This window comes from Salinisphaera orenii subsp. orenii MK-B5 (assembly GCF_003788635.1).
Taxonomy (GTDB): Bacteria; Pseudomonadota; Gammaproteobacteria; order Nevskiales; family Salinisphaeraceae; genus Salinisphaera; species Salinisphaera orenii.
The window spans coordinates 79412-96154 of sequence record NZ_AYKH01000002.1 but is presented as its reverse complement, the minus strand read 5'-3'; the positions used below and the strand labels follow the sequence as shown (position 1 = coordinate 96154).

The 16743-nt window shown below is 68.2% G+C and carries 17 protein-coding genes; 7 read left to right on the top strand and 10 right to left on the bottom strand.

Going from position 1 to position 16743, the window contains the following annotated elements:
• Positions 1-86 precede the first annotated feature (86 nt).
• The 6 genes from SAOR_RS02230 to SAOR_RS02205 are packed head-to-tail and all read right to left on the bottom strand — an operon-like array spanning position 87 to position 4390.
• Positions 87-809 carry a hypothetical protein gene (locus SAOR_RS02230; protein WP_123591510.1) on the bottom strand — a complete coding sequence of 241 codons (723 nt, stop codon included), beginning with the start codon at positions 807-809 and terminating at the stop codon, positions 87-89.
• Positions 810-811: 2 nt separating this feature from the next.
• On the bottom strand, positions 812-1324 hold the full coding sequence (locus SAOR_RS02225) for a hypothetical protein (protein WP_123591511.1): 513 nt from the start codon (positions 1322-1324) through the stop codon (positions 812-814).
• A 27-nt stretch (positions 1325-1351) separates the two neighbouring features.
• Entirely contained in the window at positions 1352-1960 is a 609-nt protein-coding gene (locus SAOR_RS02220) for a hypothetical protein (protein ID WP_123591512.1), read from the bottom strand.
• Positions 1961-1970: 10 nt separating this feature from the next.
• Positions 1971-2708, bottom strand: a complete 738-nt coding sequence (locus SAOR_RS02215; RefSeq protein WP_123591513.1) for a MotA/TolQ/ExbB proton channel family protein — start codon at positions 2706-2708, stop codon at positions 1971-1973.
• Between the two features lie 57 nt (positions 2709-2765).
• Positions 2766-4076, bottom strand: a complete 1311-nt coding sequence (locus tag SAOR_RS02210; RefSeq protein WP_123630033.1) for an FCSD flavin-binding domain-containing protein — start codon at positions 4074-4076, stop codon at positions 2766-2768.
• Positions 4073-4390 (bottom strand): c-type cytochrome, encoded by a 318-nt coding sequence (locus SAOR_RS02205; protein ID WP_123591515.1) that lies wholly within the window; start codon positions 4388-4390, stop codon positions 4073-4075. Before SAOR_RS02205 ends, SAOR_RS02210 begins: the two co-directional genes overlap by 4 nt.
• A 377-nt stretch (positions 4391-4767) precedes the next feature.
• Here SAOR_RS02205 and SAOR_RS02200 point away from each other — a divergent pair, with 377 nt between their 5' ends.
• The 7 genes from SAOR_RS02200 to SAOR_RS02170 are packed head-to-tail and all read left to right on the top strand — an operon-like array spanning position 4768 to position 11124.
• Complete coding sequence (locus SAOR_RS02200; RefSeq protein ID WP_123630032.1) at positions 4768-5760, top strand: ABC transporter substrate-binding protein; 993 nt, start codon at positions 4768-4770, stop codon at positions 5758-5760.
• Positions 5757-6500, top strand: a complete 744-nt coding sequence (locus tag SAOR_RS02195) for an ABC transporter permease (protein WP_123630031.1) — start codon at positions 5757-5759, stop codon at positions 6498-6500. Before SAOR_RS02200 ends, SAOR_RS02195 begins: the two co-directional genes overlap by 4 nt.
• Positions 6497-7297: an ABC transporter ATP-binding protein gene (locus SAOR_RS02190; RefSeq protein ID WP_123630030.1), complete on the top strand. Its 801-nt coding sequence runs from the start codon at positions 6497-6499 to the stop codon at positions 7295-7297. Before SAOR_RS02195 ends, SAOR_RS02190 begins: the two co-directional genes overlap by 4 nt.
• A complete protein-coding gene (locus SAOR_RS02185) occupies positions 7294-8067 on the top strand; it encodes an ABC transporter ATP-binding protein (RefSeq protein WP_123630029.1) in 774 nt (257 codons plus the stop codon). Before SAOR_RS02190 ends, SAOR_RS02185 begins: the two co-directional genes overlap by 4 nt.
• Positions 8067-9065, top strand: coding sequence for a PQQ-dependent catabolism-associated beta-propeller protein (locus SAOR_RS02180; RefSeq protein WP_123630028.1), 999 nt, complete (start codon positions 8067-8069; stop codon positions 9063-9065). The genes SAOR_RS02185 and SAOR_RS02180 overlap by 1 nt, the downstream gene beginning before the upstream one ends.
• Positions 9066-9073: 8 nt before the next feature.
• On the top strand, positions 9074-10315 hold the full coding sequence (locus SAOR_RS02175; protein ID WP_123630074.1) for an ABC transporter substrate-binding protein: 1242 nt from the start codon (positions 9074-9076) through the stop codon (positions 10313-10315).
• Positions 10312-11124, top strand: a complete 813-nt coding sequence (locus SAOR_RS02170) for an ABC transporter permease (protein ID WP_123630027.1) — start codon at positions 10312-10314, stop codon at positions 11122-11124. The genes SAOR_RS02175 and SAOR_RS02170 overlap by 4 nt, the downstream gene beginning before the upstream one ends.
• A gap of 372 nt (positions 11125-11496) precedes the next feature.
• Here the strand turns inward: SAOR_RS02170 and SAOR_RS02165 are convergent, their stop codons facing one another.
• The 4 genes from SAOR_RS02165 to SAOR_RS02150 all read right to left on the bottom strand — a co-directional run bounded on the left by SAOR_RS02165 (position 11497) and on the right by SAOR_RS02150 (position 16596).
• Positions 11497-12075 (bottom strand): PepSY domain-containing protein, encoded by a 579-nt coding sequence (locus tag SAOR_RS02165; protein ID WP_185015521.1) that lies wholly within the window; start codon positions 12073-12075, stop codon positions 11497-11499.
• 142 nt (positions 12076-12217) lie between these two features.
• Positions 12218-14542: a TonB-dependent receptor gene (locus SAOR_RS02160; RefSeq protein WP_185015520.1), complete on the bottom strand. Its 2325-nt coding sequence runs from the start codon at positions 14540-14542 to the stop codon at positions 12218-12220.
• 109 nt (positions 14543-14651) lie between these two features.
• Positions 14652-15959, bottom strand: coding sequence for a sensor histidine kinase (locus SAOR_RS02155; protein WP_123630024.1), 1308 nt, complete (start codon positions 15957-15959; stop codon positions 14652-14654).
• A 4-nt stretch (positions 15960-15963) separates the two neighbouring features.
• Positions 15964-16596, bottom strand: coding sequence for a response regulator (locus SAOR_RS02150; RefSeq protein WP_123630023.1), 633 nt, complete (start codon positions 16594-16596; stop codon positions 15964-15966).
• Positions 16597-16743 lie beyond the last annotated feature (147 nt).

Genomic DNA, 16743 nt, shown 5'->3' with positions numbered 1-16743 from the left:
CCCGGCGTACGGCGTTGATGGCGCGGGTGTATCACGACCGGCGGCGACGCGGCCCGCGGCGGGCGTCGACGAACCGGCGAGCCGTTTCAGCCCGGCGCCCCCGTCAGCACGATCTCGATGCGTCCACCGGTGATCGTGCGGTCGCCGCTGGTCAGGCGTTCGTCCCGCGACAGCCGCGTGAGGCCGACGCCGGGGCAGTACCACTCCCGCTGCTCGATGGGCACGTCCGAGGCGGCGAAGCCCGTCTCCGCGTCCAGATGGAAGCTGGCCCGGCCGACTGCGAGCACGCAGTCGCTGTAACGGCCTGCGGGCACCTCGATCTCGGCGTCGGTGGCTTCGATGTGGTAATCGAGATCAATGGTGTTGCCGGGCGCATGGTCGGAGATGAAGGTGCGCGCGCGGCCGAGCAGATAGGTGTGGGCGGGGGCGCGCCAGCGCTGGCCGGTCTCGACCGGTCGCGGCAGGATGCGCACCGGCGGCTGATCCATGATCGGTACCGTCTGTGCGACCGATTTCACGGCCACCCGATAGAGTCCGTCCTCGCGTTCGGCGATGTAGTAGCGCGTGCCGTGCTGGTTGCGCCGGATGAGGATGTCCTCCTCGCCGGCGAAGTAGCCGCGTTCGACGTTGCTCATGGTCAGGCGGCTGTCGCGCGGGTCTTCGCCGTGGGGACGGGTGGTCACGCGATACTGCCATTCGAGCCCCGCTGCGAGCGGGAACAGCGCATCGGGTTCCGGCGCGCTGTCACAGCCGGCCAGCAGCGTGCCGACGGCGGCCAGGACCAGGCCGGTGCGAAACGATCGGCGCATGCTCATTTCTCCGGCAGGCTCGGCTCGGGCAGGTCCTCGAGCTGGATCTGCTGCGTTTCCGGCGCGAAGTAGTTGGTGTCGGCGGCACGCCGGCCCTCGACGTCCGGAGTGGCCGTGCCGAGCTGCAGCTGGCCGTTGCGCATCTCGTCGCGGGCGCGCTGGACCTGTGTGTGCAGCCGGCGCTCGTAGGGCAGCGCGAAGGCGCGCGGCGTGCCGATCGGGTCGTCGTCGATCACCGGCGTCACCCACAGGTAGATGCGGCCGGGGTCGCCGTCGCCCTCGTCGGGTTCGGTCACTGTCGACGCGTTGAGAATGAAATGGTGGGGCAGAGCCTGACCGGTCGGCCAGCCGCGCAGCCCCTGCAGCGATTGCCAGGTCACGAAGTAGAGCGCGCTCACGGCCACGATGCAGGCCAGTCGCACCCACAGCGGCCAGCCGCTGCGGATGTTGAGCGCGAGCACGAGCACGCCCAGGGCCACGTAGGCGCCGGCGAGCAGCCAAAGGGTCTCAGTCATGGCATACCTCGTTGAAGCCGATCCCGATCATTCCACGATCGATGCCGGCAGGGTGTTCACGTCGTCGACCGAGCCGTCATCGTTGACGGTGAAGCGCACCGCGGTCTTCTCCTGGCCGACGTATTCGAGTGTGGTGTTGTTCCGGTAGACGATCGAGACCTGCGGATTGATCCGGGTCACCGTCACCTCGACGTCCACCGGCCGGCCCTCTTCGCGATCGCTCTCGGTGGCGTAATAGTGCAGGTTGACGACGTACTCGCCCGGCGCCTGACCGCGGATCGTGACCACTTCCTGATTGAGGTCATTGGTTACGCGCCGGCCGTCGACGATCATCTCGTCGTTCTGCAGGCCGCGGTCGTCGCGGTCGAGGTTCATCAGCCCCGACTCCGGATTGAGGTACCACACCTTGGTGCCGCCCGGCCCGCGCACCCACAGGTCGACGTCGTCGGGTCGGCCCGGTTCCCAGGTGGCGGTGATGATGTACTCGGCCTTCGCCGGGATGTCGCCTTCCTTGGTCGGCGGATTCAGGAAGAACACCGAAATCAGGAACATGAAGGTGAAGCCCAGCAGGGCGTTGAACAGCAGATCCGTGAAGGGATCCGTCTCGGTGCCGCGGCGCTTGCGTCGGAACGCCATGCGCGTCGTGTTAGCCGAGGTGCCGCTGCTGGGCGAAGGTCACGATCCGCGCCTGCAGCCGGTCGGCGGCCCGATCGAGCAGCAGATAGTGCAGGCTCAGCACCATGCTCGTCGCCAGACCCGCGAGCGTCGTGTACAGCGCCACCCGCATGCCCTGGCTCATGCCGACCAGCAGCTGCTGGACCGCGGCGACGTCGAAGGAGGTGGCGCTGTCCACGGTCGCCAGCATCACGATGAAGCCGATCACCGTGCCCAGCAGCCCGAGCTTGATCAGGCCGTTGACGATGAACCAGCCGAATTCATGCGGGCCGGACAGGCGTTCGCCGAGCACGTCGACGAGCGCCTCCGGCGCCTCCGCGGAACGGGTGTTGCGAATATGCAGGAGTGCGGCCAGATAGTGCGCGCCGGCGCTGTCGGGCACGCGCCGCGCGCCGACGCTCAGGCCGCCGTCCGTGGCCACGGCGAGCGTGTCGCCGTTTCGGGCGCCGATCATGATGGCGTCGAAGCGGGCCGCCTCGCGTGACAGCCAAGCGCTGCGCAGCCCTGCGTAGCACCAGGTCACGACGAAGATCGCCGCGATCACGAGCGTCATGCGCGTGCGATCGCCCGCGACCAGCGCCTCGAGGGCCCGGTACTGATGCGCCACGAACAATGCGAACACGAGGACGCCGGTGATGATCAGCCACTGCTGCAGGACGCGCCATGCAGCGCCTTCGCGGTGTGGTTGCGCTGTCGTCGATAGCCCCATCTTGTTCTCCCGTTCGCTGCCGCCGGCCGGGTTTTCGCCACCCGGCGCCGATCCCGTTCACCCCGGCGCAGCGCCGCTGCCGAAACTGTCCCGCACCAGATTCCGATACAGCGAACGGGCGTATTCGGATTCGGCCCGGCGCGTGTCGGGGCCCGCCGCCAACGCGGATGTGCCGCCGGCCTGCTGGACCGCGGCGATGCGGTCGCCGTTGATCCGGTAGACCTCGGTGACGCTGATGCCATAGTCCGGCGCGACCAGGCTGTAGCAGGCGTTGATCAGAGGCGCTTCGCCCGGCGGCTCGCCCGCCAGCGCCTGCGCGATCGCCCGGGCACAGACCTGGGCTTGCATGTGTGCCGAATAGGCCGACTTCGGCATCGGCTCCGCGCGGATCGCGTCGCCCAGCACGTGCACCCCCTCGTGGCCGGGCGCCGCGAAGTCGTGCACGTTCACCGGCACCCAGCCGGCGTCGTCGGCCAGCCCCGCGTCGCGTGCGAGACGGCCGGCCCGCTGCGGGGGAATGACGTTGAGCACGTCGGCGGCGATCTCGTCACCCCCGACCGTGTGCACCCGGCGGCCGGCGACGTCGATGGCCATCGCCCGGGCGCCGTCGTCACGTCCGCGCCATTCGACGCGGCCCGGATAGCGGCTGTCCCAGCCGATCCGGAACAGCGGCTCCTTGGAGAAGTGGTTCTTGGCATCGAGCAGCAGCACGCGGGCGCGCGGCTTGTGTTCGGCCAGAAAATGCGCGATCAGGCTGGCGCGTTCGTAGGGTCCCGGCGGACAGCGGTAGGGATTGTCCGGCACGGTGAGAACCACGCGGCCGTCCTCGGGCATGGCCTGCAGCTGGCCGTGCAGGCGGCGCAGCGCCGCGGCGCCGCCCGGCCAGGCCGCGGGTACGCGGTCCAGCGCTTCCGGGCCGTAGCCGTCGAGCGCGTCGTAGTCGAAGTCGATGCCGGGGGCGACCACCAGCCGGTCGCCCGCGATCCGGCGGCCGTCGGCCAGATGCGCGGCGCGTGCCGAGGGATCCACGCCCTCGATCTCGGCGTGGACGACATCCACGCCGGCCGCGGCCAGGCCGCGATGGTCCTGCGTGATCGCGGCGGCCGGGTTCAAACCGCCGACGACCGTGTTGCAGAACGGGCCGGTGACGAATTCCCGCTGCCGGTCGATCAGGGTGACCCGCGCCGCCGGGGCCAGCCGCCGCAACGCCAGCGCGCAGCTGGCACCGGCGAAGCCGCCGCCGGCGATCACGATCCGGGGCCCGCGCTGCGCGCCGAGGATCGGCATCGGCGCCGCTGCCGCGAGCAGGCCGGTGCCCGCCAGGGCGCGCATGAGCGCGCGGCGACGCGCATCGTGACCGTCGCTCATGGCGAGGCGGGCTCGGGTCGGTCGGCGAAATACCGCGCGAGGGCGGCCGTCGCGGCGGCATCGTAGGCCGGCGCGAGACGATTCATGATCGTGCCTTCGCCGTCGCGGAACGCGGCCATGCGCCGCTCGAACTCGGCCACCGGCATGCCGGCGATGTCGGGCACCGCGCCGGCGCTGTGGCCGCCCGGCCCGTGACAGCCGGTGCAGGCGGCGGCCAGATCGGCGCCGTCGGTCGTGCCGGCCAGGGCTTGGGCCTGGGCCGGGCCGACGGCGAGTGCGATCAGGACAATCGGCAGCCGGAATCGGGATTGCATAATGCACTGACGCTACGCCGCCCGCGCCGCTCGAGCAACCGTCTCGTTTTCGTGACAGGCCGATTGCAGCCGATTGCGTGTCGTCGCGGTAGAAACTCGGGAACGTCGGCGCGGGGCTATGGTCGAATCGGGGAAGAAACACGCCCCGGCTTGGTTGCTTCGGAAGCGCTTTACGGGCAATTTGATTGCTTGGCGCGGAATAACGTGCGGCAACGGCTGGCGGCGGGCGATGCCGGATCACGCACGGCCGGGTCATCAGAACGAACAATACGATACGGGCCGCGGCTCTCAGAACCGACGGCTCCGGGCGACGGCGCCAGCCGTCCCGCGAGGCGGGCCGGTGCGAGGCAGGAGAGACAATGACGATATATGGACGCATGCGTCGGGGCACGGCGGCGTGTCTGGCGGCTGCGATGCTGCTGGCACTGCTGACGGGCTGTACCGGTGAGGACAGCGAACCGGACACGCTGCGCGTGGGCGTGCTCAAGTTCGGCAGTGTCAACTGGGAACTCGACGTGGTCGATCGTCGCGGTCTCGACGAAGCGCACGGCATCGACATCGAGGTTGTGCCGCTGGCGTCGGAGAACGCGCTCGCGGTGGCGCTGCAGGGCGATCGCGTCGATCTGATCGTCTCCGACTGGCTCTGGGTCGCCCGCCAGCGGGCCAAGGACAAGGACTACCAGTTCGCCCCGTATTCGCTGGCGGTGGGCGCGATCATGGTCAATCCGGCCGCGGAGATCGACAGCCTCGCGGACCTGGACGGCCGCAAGCTCGGCATCGCCGGCGGCCCGATCGACAAGACCTGGCTGCTGGCGCGCGCGTACGCGCACCAGACCGAGGGTGTGGATCTGGAATCCGCGGTCGAGCCCACCTTCGCCGCGCCGCCGATGATCAACAAGCTCGTGATGGACGGCACGCTGCCGGCGGCGATCAATTTCTGGCACTACAACGCACGGCTGTCCGCGCTCGGCATGGAGCCGCTGCTCTCGGTCGAGGACATGCTCGACGGGCTGGGCATCGAGACGGTGCCGCCGCTGCTCGGCTGGGTGTTCTCCAGCGACTGGGCGGATGACAACCGCGAAGCGCTCCAGTCCTTCATGGAGGCGACCTACGAGGCCAAGGAGATCCTGGCCGAGTCCGACGAGGCCTGGCAGCCGCTCGAACCGCTGGTCAAACCCGAGAGCGAGGCCGTGTTCGCGGCCATCCGCGAGGGCTACCGGGCCGGGATCATCGAGCACTACGGCGCGGCCGAGATCGCTGCGGCGGGGCAGGTGTTCAACATACTCGCCCAGGAGAGCGACGGCGAGATCACCGGCGGCGTCAGCGAACTCTCGCCCGACGTGTTCTGGGACGGCTTCCGCCTGCAATGAAATGGCGCTGGCTGATCCGTACCGCCTCGCTGGCGGGCCTCGTTCTGATCTGGCAGCTGGTGGCGCTGATCGCCGCCAGCGACCTGCTGCCGACCCCGCTGGCGGTGCTGGCCAGCGTCGCCACGCACACCGCCTCCGGCGAGCTGCCCTTTCATCTGTCGGTGACGCTGGCGCGAGTCGCGGTGGCGTTCTTTCTGGCGATGGCCATCGGTACCGCCATCGGTATCATCATGGGCCGCTACAAGCAGCTGGATCTAGTGTTCGACGGCGCCCTGGTGCTGGGCCTCAATATCCCGGCGTTGGTGACCATCATCCTGTGCTACCTGTGGTTCGGGCTGACCGATGTCGCCGCCGTGCTCGCGGTCGCGCTGAACAAGATCCCGATCGTGGTGGTCATGGTCCGCGAGGGCGCCCGGGCGGTGGATCCGAAGCTGCTGGCCGTGGCCCAGGCCTATCGTCTGCCGCGCCTGACCGCGCTGCGGCGGGTCTTTCTGCCGCAGCTGTATCCCTATCTGATGGCGTCGGCGCGCAACGGGCTGGCGCTGATCTGGAAGATCGTGCTGGTGGTCGAACTGCTCGGTCGCAGCAACGGTGTCGGCTTCCAGCTGCATCTGTACTACCAGTTCTTCGACATCACCAGCATCCTGGCCTACACGCTGGCGTTCGCCGGCATCGTGCTGCTGGTGGAGGCCTTCATCATGCGGCCCATGGACAACCGGCTGAATCGGTGGCGCTCATGAGCGGACTGCGGATCGCGATTCGGGAGAAGCGCTTCGACGGCGAGGCGGTGCTCGGCGAGATCGAAATCACCGCCGCGCCGGGCGAATTCATCGCCCTCGTTGGGCCGTCCGGGGCCGGCAAGAGCACGCTGCTGTCGCTGGTCGCCGGGCTCGATGCCCACTACGACGGCGCGATCACCTGGGACAGTGCGCCGCTGTCGCGGCCCGGCCAGTCGCCCGAGCACATGGGCATGATGTTCCAGGAGCCGCGGCTGATGCCCTGGTTGACCGCGCTGGACAACGTCCGTCTGGTCGAGGCCGAACGCGCGGCGCGCGAGTCGGGGTTCGAGTCGCGCGCGGCCGCGCTGCTCGACGAGGTCGGTCTCGAGGCCGCGCATCAGGTCTGGCCGAACCAGCTCTCGGGCGGCATGCAGCGGCGCGTGGCCCTGGCCCGGGCGTTCGTCAACGAACCGCGCCTGCTGCTCATGGACGAGCCGTTCGTCTCCCTGGACATGCCTACGGGCAACCGGCTGCGACGCTCGCTGCTGGCTCTGTGCGAACGCCAGCGGCCGCTGGTGCTGTTCGTCACCCACGATCTGCGTGAAGCGCTGGCCATGGCGGACCGGGTGCTGTTCATGGGCGATGCGCCGGCCCGCGTGCTGCTCGATCATCCGGTGGATACGCCCCGCGGCCGCGATCTGGAATCCGTCGACGTGGCCGCCGCGCAGCAGTCGCTGCTGGCCCGCCACCCGCAGCTGCTGTCAGGCATACTCGGGGCCGACGCGAATCAGGACGAGAACAACGAGGAGCAGGCATGAGCGGCGCAGCCGACACGCCGGATCGCGCAGCGCTGGCCGTCGAGGAGGTCAGCAAGTCCTACGGCAGCCTCAAGGCGCTGGATACCCTCTCGATCGCGGTCGCCCGCGGCGAATTCGTGGCGCTGCTGGGACCCAACGGCGCCGGCAAGAGCACGCTGTTTCAGCTGCTGACCGGTCTGTTCGTGCCCGACGAAGGGCGTATCGAGGTCGCCGGCCACGACATGCGCCACGAGTCCCGGGCCGCGCTGGCCAAGCTCGGCGTGGTGTTCCAGCAGCCCACGCTCGACCTCGATCTGTCGGTGGCCGCGAACCTGCGTTTCCACACCCGCCTCCACGGCATGGGCCGGGCGGCGAAGCGCCGCATCGAGGACGAACTGGCGCGCATCGGCCTGGCCGAGCGCAGCCGCGAGGCCGCGCGCAACCTCTCGGGCGGCAATCGGCGCAAGGTCGAGCTCGCGCGGGCGCTGCTGCACGATCCGGCGCTGCTGCTCATGGACGAGCCCACAGTGGGCCTCGATCCCGGTTCCCGCGAGCTGCTGGTTGACTATGTCCACCAGCTTTGCCGTGATCGCGGCATGGGCGTGCTCTGGGCGACCCATCTCGTCGATGAAGCCGAGCGCGCGCACCGCGTGATCGTGTTGCACCAGGGCCAGCGCATCGCCGTGGACACGCCGGCGGCATTGCGCGAACGGGCCGGAACGAACTCGCTCGGTGCGGCCTTCATGGCCCTGACCGGGGAGACGCCACAGAAGAAAGAGGAGACTGTTTGATGTCTATTTCATCCAATCGATTGCTGCCGGGCATCGCCGCGGCCGCGCTGCTCGTTGCCAGCCCCGCGCTGTGGGCGGCCGGTACCGGCAATGTCTACGTATCCAGCGAGGACGACGACGTCGTCACCGTGCTCGACGGCGAGAACCTCGAAAAGACGGACACCATCGAGGTCTCGGAGCGGCCGCGCTGGCTGGCGTTCTCGCCCGACCACAGCCGGCTCTACGTGGCCTGCGGCGACGACGACTCGATCGACATCATCGATGTCGACAAGGGTGAGGTCGTCGACCGCCTGACCGGCATCGACGATCCGGAGATCTTCGCCATCGGCCCGGACGGCAAGCATCTGTACATCTCCAACGAGGACGACGCCCGGTTCACGGTCTACGACATCGAGGCCAAGAAGGCAGTCACCCAGGTCGACGTCGGCCAGGAGCCGGAGGGCGTGCTGGTCACGCCGGACGGCAAGACCGCCTACGTCACCTCGGAGGTGGCCAACATGGTCCACCGGGTGAACCTCGACAGCCACGAGATCGAGGCCAACATCGTGGTCGGCAATCGGCCGCGCCGCTTCGCGCTGACCGAGGACGGCGCCCATCTGTGGGTGACCAACGAACTGTCGGGTTCGGTGAGCATCATCGACACCGAGAGCAACGAAGTCACCGACACCATCGAGTTCGATCCGGACGGCTTCCGGCCCGAGGACGTCACCCCGGTCGGGATCACGTTCTCCGACGACGGCAGCCAGGCCTTCGTGACGCTCGGTCGCGCCAACCACGTGGCGTTCGTGGACGTGGCCTCGCGCGAGGTGCAGGACTACGTGCTCGTGGGCGATCGCGCCTGGGGCGTCGCGCTGTCCAACGACGGCAGCCAGCTGTACGTGACCAACGGTCTGTCCGACGACATGTCGGTGGTCGACGTTGACGAACGCGAGCAGCTGCGCTCGATTCCCGTCGGCCGGGTGCCGCACAGCGTGGTCGTCGATACGGCGTCGGAGTAGAGGTGGCGATGCTCGCGAACCGCAGGCGAGGGCGTGACGGACGATGCCTGATCGCCGCGCTGATGCTGCTGGCGGTGCTGACGGCGGGCCTGCCGTCGTCGGCGCTGGCGCAGAAGGACGATCTCACTCCGTTCGCCTTCGGCTACATCGGCTGGGACGAGGATCCGCGCTACTCGCAGGCCCGGCTCGATCAGGAGTTCCAGGGCGAGCCCTGGGGCCGGCCGGTCGCCGGCGCCCGCGTGGCGATCGACGAGGCGCGCTTCCCGGGCATCTCAGCCGGCGTTGAATTCTCGCTCGACGAGCGGCAGGTCGGCAATACGCGTGAGGTGCTGGCCGCGATACGCGAGATGCGCGATCAGGACACGCGCTTCTTTCTGCTCGATCTGCCGCCGGGGACGGTCTCGCGCGTGGCCGACGAGTTCGCCGGCGAGGACATCACGCTGTTCAACGTGGCCGCCCGCGACGATCGCCTCAGGGGCGCGCACTGTCAGGCCAACCTGCTGCACACGATTCCGTCCGACGCCATGCGCAACGACGCGCTCGCGCAATACCTGGTCTCGCGCCAGTGGAACGACGTACTGCTTCTGGTCGGGCCGGAGCGCGCCGACGCCGTGCTGGCGGACTCCTTCCGGCGTTCGGCCGAGCGCTTCGGCCTGAACGTGGTGGCCGAGCGCCGGTTCGTGCTTGGCAACAACCCGCGCGAGCGCGAGAAGAACAACCCCAAGCTGCTGACCTCGGGGCTGGACTACGATGTGGTCTATATCGCCGATACCCAGGGCGAGTTCTCCCGCCGCGCCAATTTCGCGGTCCAGAAACCACGGCCGGTCGTCGGCAGCAGCGGCCTGGTACCGCAGGCCTGGCACTGGGCCTGGATGCGTCACGGCGCACGCCAGCTCAACAATCGGCTGGAGGACAAGGCCGATCGACACATGACCGCCTACGACTGGGCTGCCTGGGTGGCGGTCAAGTCGGTCGTCGAGGCGGTTCAACGCACGGGTGAAACCGGCCACGGCACGCTCGTCGACTACATGCTTGGCGACGAATTCAATCTCGACGGCTTCAAGGGCTACCGCATGGGCTATCGGCACTGGAACGGCCAGCTGCGCCAGCCGATTCTGCTGGCGAGCGGCAACTGGGTGATCGCGCGCGCGCCGCTGGAAGGTTTCCTGCATCCGGACAACTATCTGGACACCCTCGGCTTCGACCCGCGTGAGAGCGCCTGCGAGCGGCCCGTGGAGGACGCGTCATGAGCCTGCCGCGCATCGGCCATGTCCTGCAGGCGCTGCTGGCGCTGTCCTCGCGCGAGACGGTCAAGTTCTTCCACCAGCGCGGCCGTCTCGCCTCGGCCGTGGTGCGCCCGAGCCTGTGGCTGCTGATCTTCGCCGCCGGCTTCAAGAACGTCTTCGGCGTCTCCGTGCTGCCGCCCTACGACAGCTACATCGAGTATCAGGTCTACGTGGTGCCGGGGCTGCTGGGCATGGTGTTGCTGTTCAACGGCATGCAGTCGTCGCTGGCGATGGTCTACGACCGCGAGATGGGCCTGATGCGGCTGCTGCTGACCGCGCCGCTGCCGCGGAGCGTGCTGCTTGCCTGCAAGCTGACCGCGGGCACCGTGCTGTCGGTGCTGCAGGCCTACGCGTTTCTCGTGGTCTGTGCCCTGTTCGGCGTCGACCTGCCGTGGTGGCCGGGTCTGCTCACGGTGCTGCCCGCGCTCATCCTGACCGGGCTCATGCTCGGCGCGCTCGGGCTGCTGCTGTCGGTCTACATCAAGCAGCTCGAGAACTTCGCCGGCACCATGAACTTCGTCATCTTCCCGATGTTCTTTCTGTCGCCGGCGCTGTATCCGCTGTGGAAGCTGGAGGAGTCGGGCGCGACGATCATCTACCAGCTGTCGCGCATCAACCCGTTCACCCACGGCGTGGAATTGGTGCGCTTCGCGATGTACGGCCAGTTCAACGCCGTCGCCTTCGCCGTGGTCGCCGGCGCGCTCGCGGCTTTCTTCGCGATCGCCGTCTGGGGCTACGATCCGCAGCGGGGGTTGGTGCGGCGCAAGGGGTAAGCGTCTCGTCGGCCGGGCTGACAGGCGTCGGCCGGCGCGTAGACATGAGCCTCGTCGACTTTCGGCCCGGGTGGGCTGGAAACTTGCGCCCGAGGGCCGCTCGGCTCGAATCAGGCGCGGTGTTTGGTTCGCTGACGCCACGCGGCGATCGGGCCGGGCAGGCGGGAGACGAGCCCTCTGGGGTATCCGGCGGGAGAGCGCTCGCGCCGCGTGCTGAGATTCGCTATACGCGGCCGCCATTCGATGGCCCGGGCGGCCGGGTTTGTTCCCGTGGCCGCCGGCAAGCGTTAGTGCGGACCACGGTATAGCGCCTTTGCAGCGAGCGTCTGGGCGCGGGCCCGGCGGGCCCGCGCCCAGAACGTGATGGGATCATCAGGACGCGTCGCTCGACGCGTTCTGCCGGTCGCCGGCTTCCTCCGGCTCCTGACCGATCTGCCACTGTTCGACCGACACTTCGATGATATCGCCGGAGACGGCGTCGACCTCGACCTTGAATTCGGTGTCCTGGCCGTCCTGGGCCAGATCGATCTCGTAGGTCGGCGAGCCGTCGGCTTCGACTTCGTACTCGAGTGCGACGATCTCGCCGCCAAAGCGATCGGTGGCGGTCGTTCTGGCTTCCTCCTCGCTGATCTTGGCGGTCTTTGAGAAGAGTTCGTCGTCGGCGGAGTCGACTTCGGTCTCGATCTCGTAGATGTCACCCGAGCGGGCATTGCACATCAGCTCCCACTCCGTGTCAGAGCTGTCCCGGATCTCGATCTCGTAGGTCGGTGCGCCCGCGGGGCTCACGCTCAGATACTCGACCTTGACGATGTCGCCCTGGCGCACGGATTGGGCGGACTTGATGCATCCGTCCAGGGAGACGTCACGATCACCGCTTCCGGCGAAAGCAGGGCCGGCTGCCAGCAGTGCCAGCGGGACGGTATACAGAATGCTGCGCGTGGTCGAAATCATACGGATACCTCTTTCGATCGTGGGTGATTCATGGCTCGATTGTGCCAAAAAAAAGCAGGGAACCGACCGGCACACCGAGGGGAGAAAGTGTTGCCGGCCGGCCCCTGCCGGAGGAGACCTCAATCGATGCTGTGATGCGGCGCTAGAGCTCCACGCGCACACCGCCCCAGATGCCCCGGGGCGCGCCCGGACCGATGAAGCGGCTGGCATCTTCGTAGCGATCGCCTTCGAGCACTTCGTCGGCTTCGCCGTACAGGCCGAAGGTTTCGTAGTCGGAATCGAACAGGTTGTTGACCCGCACGAACGTCGTGATGCGGTCGGTGACCTTGAACGAGGCGTTGGCGTTGACGATGGCATAGCCGTCGATCTGTTCGTCGTCGGTGTTCGATTCGTCGCCGCGGTAGATCTGGTCACCGTTGCCGATGACATCCATGCCCACCATCAGACGATCGGTCGCGCGCCAGTCGAGACCCACGTTGAACAGGTGCTCCGGGATCAGCGGGATGCGATCACCGGACTCCACCTGCTGCGTCGGATCGTCGCCGGGCGCGGCGTCGTCGTCGGCTAGCGGATGGTTCGGGGAATTGGTGATGAACGGATCGCGGAACTCGGCGTTCAGGTAGGTGTAGTTGGCCGAGACGCGCCAGCTGTCCGCGAACGTCCAGTCCAGGCCGAGCTCGACGCCCTGGCGCCGGGTCTTGCCGACGTTGTCGAAGTAGCCGGCGAAGCGCGATTCGGCCGCGATGAACAGGATGTCGTCCTGGTTGTCCGAGCGGAAGGCCGCGGCACTCCAGTGCAGGTCGTCGTTTCCGCCGCGCAGGCCGATCTCGTAGGTCGTGGCCACCACCTGTTCGAGCGGCGGATCGTCGACGAAGCCGTTGGGCAGTCGGCACGGCGCGTCCGGATTCGCACAGGTGAGCTCGACCGGCGAAGGCGCCCGGGAGGACTGCGAGACACTGCCGAAGCTGGTCAGGTGATCGTTGATCTCCCAGGTCAGGCCGCCGGCCAGATTCAGCCGTTTGAACTCGTGATCGCCGCTCAGGCTGGTGCCGTCGTCCTCTTCGCCCGGATAGCCCGGCGAGGTGTCGTGCAGAGAGATGGCGGTGCGGTTGTAGCGTCCGGAGACGGTGGCCTCGACGCTGTCGGTCAGCGGCGTGCGCTGCATGAAGAACAGGCTGGCGGTGCTGTTGTGGGCCGACACGCCCGTCAGTGATTCGCCGCTGAAGATGCCGCTGCCGACGGTGCCGCGCTCGTCGGTCAGGCGCGCCAGCTCGGTGCGCGACTGGAATTCGCTGCTGCCGTAGTCGAGGCTGGTGCCGACGATCAGTTCGCCGCCGAGTACGCCGTTCTGCTGCCCCTGAAGGTTGAAGCCGAAGCCGTCCTCCTTGGTCTGCGAGGTGTTCTGGGTGCCGCCCAGCACGGCCGGGCGCGTCGCGATCGGGTTGCCGTCGGTATCGACCACGACCTCGGGTTCCCCGCCGCCTTCGGCTTCTTCACAGAGTACGCCCGGATTGCCGTCGCAGGCTTCGAACTCGGAACCGTCGCCGTTGAAGGTGTTGATCTCGTTGCGGCGGTAGTAGGCGCCCCAGGCCAGCGTGAAGTCCTCGGTCATCTCTTCGGTGCCGCGGAGATTGAGCATCACCATGTTCGGATTGGTTTCGTCCGGGTAGGTGAAGATCGAGTCCCGGCCCTCGGCGTCGGCCAGTTCGCGCGGTATCGCGCCGTTGCCGCGGAGGGTGTTGTCGGCCGCGGTGATCGAGAAATCCAGCGTGCCGTTGTCGGTGAGCGTCGAGAACTGGGTGAACAGCTGGGTCACCTCGGAATCCGAGAAGTCCCGCCAGCCGTCTTCCGACATGCCCTGGGCGGCGAAGTACCAGCCGGTCTCGCCGTCGTTGCCGCCGGCCTGGACGTGACCGCCGTAGCGGCCGAAGTCGCCGCCGAAGAATTCGAACTCACTGCCCTCGTAGGTGAAGCCGGTCTTGGTCTTGACCGAAATCGCGCCGCCCAGCGTGTTCTGGCCGAACAGCGGGTTGGAGCCGGGCACGAGGTCGATCGAATCGATCGCCACGTCGGGAATCAGGCCCCAGTTGACGGTGTCGCCGAACGGCTCGTTCACGCGCACGCCGTCCTGGTAAACGGACAGCCCCTGGGGCAGGCCGAGCAGCGGCGACGCGGTGTAGCCGCGGTAGTTGAGATCCGGCTGGAACGGGTTGTTGGTCGCGTCGTTGACGTGGACGCTGCCCAGTTCCTGATTCATGTATTCATTGAGGTTGAGCGTCGCGCTGTCGGCGATGTCCTCGGCATCGCCATGCTGCACGTTGGCCGGATAGCGCTCCGCGTCGATGTCGCTGCCCGAAAACGGCGTTGCCCCGATCACCTCGATGGCGCCGAGTTCGTTGTCCTGTGCCGCCGCGGTCGTCGCGCACAGCACCCCCAGGGCCATGCAGAGGCCTCTTGTTGCTCCCATATCCATCCCCTTCGGATTTTTCGTCTTGTGCATCGGCCGAGTGGCCGTGCATGCAGTATTCATCGACCGGGACGCCGGCCTCAATGGGAAATATTCCCGGTCTCGGGTGTCAGTGGCTGAGCGGTACGTCGGCGGCCACGCGGGTGCCGTGCCCGGGATGGCTCGTCAGGTGAAAGTCGCCGCCCAGCAGCTCGATGCGCTCGGCCATGCCCGCCAGGCCCAGCCCCGGGGCCGTGGCATCGGTGTCGAAGCCGCAGCCGTCGTCGCTGACGGCGACGCGCAGCCGATCCGTATGGGCGGCCAGGCGCACGCTGATTCGTCCCGGTCGCGCATGCCGCAGGGCATTGGTCAGGGCCTCCTGCACGAGCCGGAAGACGTGAATGGCGGTGTTCGTGGTCAGCGTGTCCGGTGTGTCGTCGCCGTCGAACACGAAGGCCACGTCGGGCCGCGTGCGCTGCCAGCCGGCGATATGCTCCTCCAGTGCCGCCGTCAGGCCCAGTTCATCGAGCCCGGGCGGCCGCAGCCGGCGCATCATCACGCGGGCCTGGTCGTAGAGCCGGCCGGCGACATCGGCGATGGCGCGGGCGGATTCCGCGACGCCTGTGGGCAGGGCGTCGCGGTGCGCGAGGATGCCGGCCGCGTCCGCCCGGATCGCGGTCAGGCTCTGCCCGAGCTCGTCGTGCAGTTCGCGCGCGAGGCTGCGGCGTTCATCCTCCTGGATGCGCAGGGAATGATCGCGCAGGCGCTGGTTCTCGTCCCGGGCGGCGGCGAGCGTGGCCGCCATGTGATTGAACTGGGCGGCGATACCGTCGAATTCCGGCAGCGTGAAGGTCGGCAGCCGCATGTCGTACCGGCCGTGCTCGATGCCGCGCAGGGCGGCGTCGATACGGCGCACCGGCACGATCGCACGGCCCAGGAGCAGGTAGACGGTGACCAGGATGGCGGCGTAGAAGACCAGCAGCAGACCGAGCAGCCCGCGCGTGTCACGCCAGGTCTCGTCGATTTCGTCGTGCGGATCGGCGAGCACGCGGATGCGCGTGTCCGGAGCCACGCGAATGATGCGTTCGGGCAGTTCCGCGGGCCGAGTCGCGGCGGCGAACCAGGCCGGGGCGCGGCTGGTGGCGTCGGTCGCGCAGGGCCGGGGCGACCGATCGGCGACGATCAGCGACAGGCACAGATGTCGCAGGTGCCCGATGTCGGCCAGCTCGCGCGCCGCCGCCAGCGCACCGTCGCCCGAGCTGAGGCTGGCTTCGATGAGATCCGAGGCCAGGGTGACGCTGGAATCCATCTCGTCGGAGATCGCCCGATGGGCGTTGACGATGACGAGCACGCCGGCGGCCAGCAGGATCACCGCCAGCAGCAGCGTCACCGAGAGCATCAGGCGCTGGCGCAGCCGCAGGCGGGCGGGTCTCCACATCGGTCTACAGGCTGACGACGCCGGTCCGGATCGCCAGCCGCGTGAGATCGGCCGTGCCTTGGGTGCCGAGCTTGGCGCGCAGGCGGCTGGTGTGATTGGCCACGGTCTTGGGGCTCAGGAACAGTTCGTCCGCGATCGCCTGAATGCTGGCACCCGAGGCCAGCAACCGGAAGATCTCGAACTCACGGGCCGACAACTGGGCGAGCGGATTGATATCGCCGCGATCGGGATCGGCGTCGAGCAGGGCGCCGATATAGCGCTCGCCTCGGGCCACGCAGCGGACCGCATCGACCAGCACGTCGGAGACCTCGCGCTTGCTGATGTAGCCGGTCGCACCGGCGGCCAGGGCGCGGCGCACGAAGATGTTCTCCTCGTGGACGGAGAACACCAGCACGCGCACCCCCGGATGGCGGCCGTGGATGCGCTTGGTGGCCTCGATGCCGCTCATGCCCGGCAGCGACAGGTCCATGACGATGACGTCGAAGGCGGTCTCGCGGCAGGCCGCATAGGCGCGTTCGCCGCTGTCCGCCTCGCCGGCGACCGTGATGTCGTCGGCCATCTTCAACAGCCGGCTGTAGCCGGCCCGCACCACGGCGTGGTCGTCGACCAGCAGAACCTGTATCGGCCGCTTGTTCATGAATGCTCCTCCTCCCTGGCGCCCGCAACGAGAACCGCAACGGACGCGCCCGTGCGACACCGTCGATGGCCGCATCATGGCATGAACGCCGACGGCGGCGCGTGTGCAACGACGCCCGAACGCCAGCCATTAAAAAGCCGGCTGCCA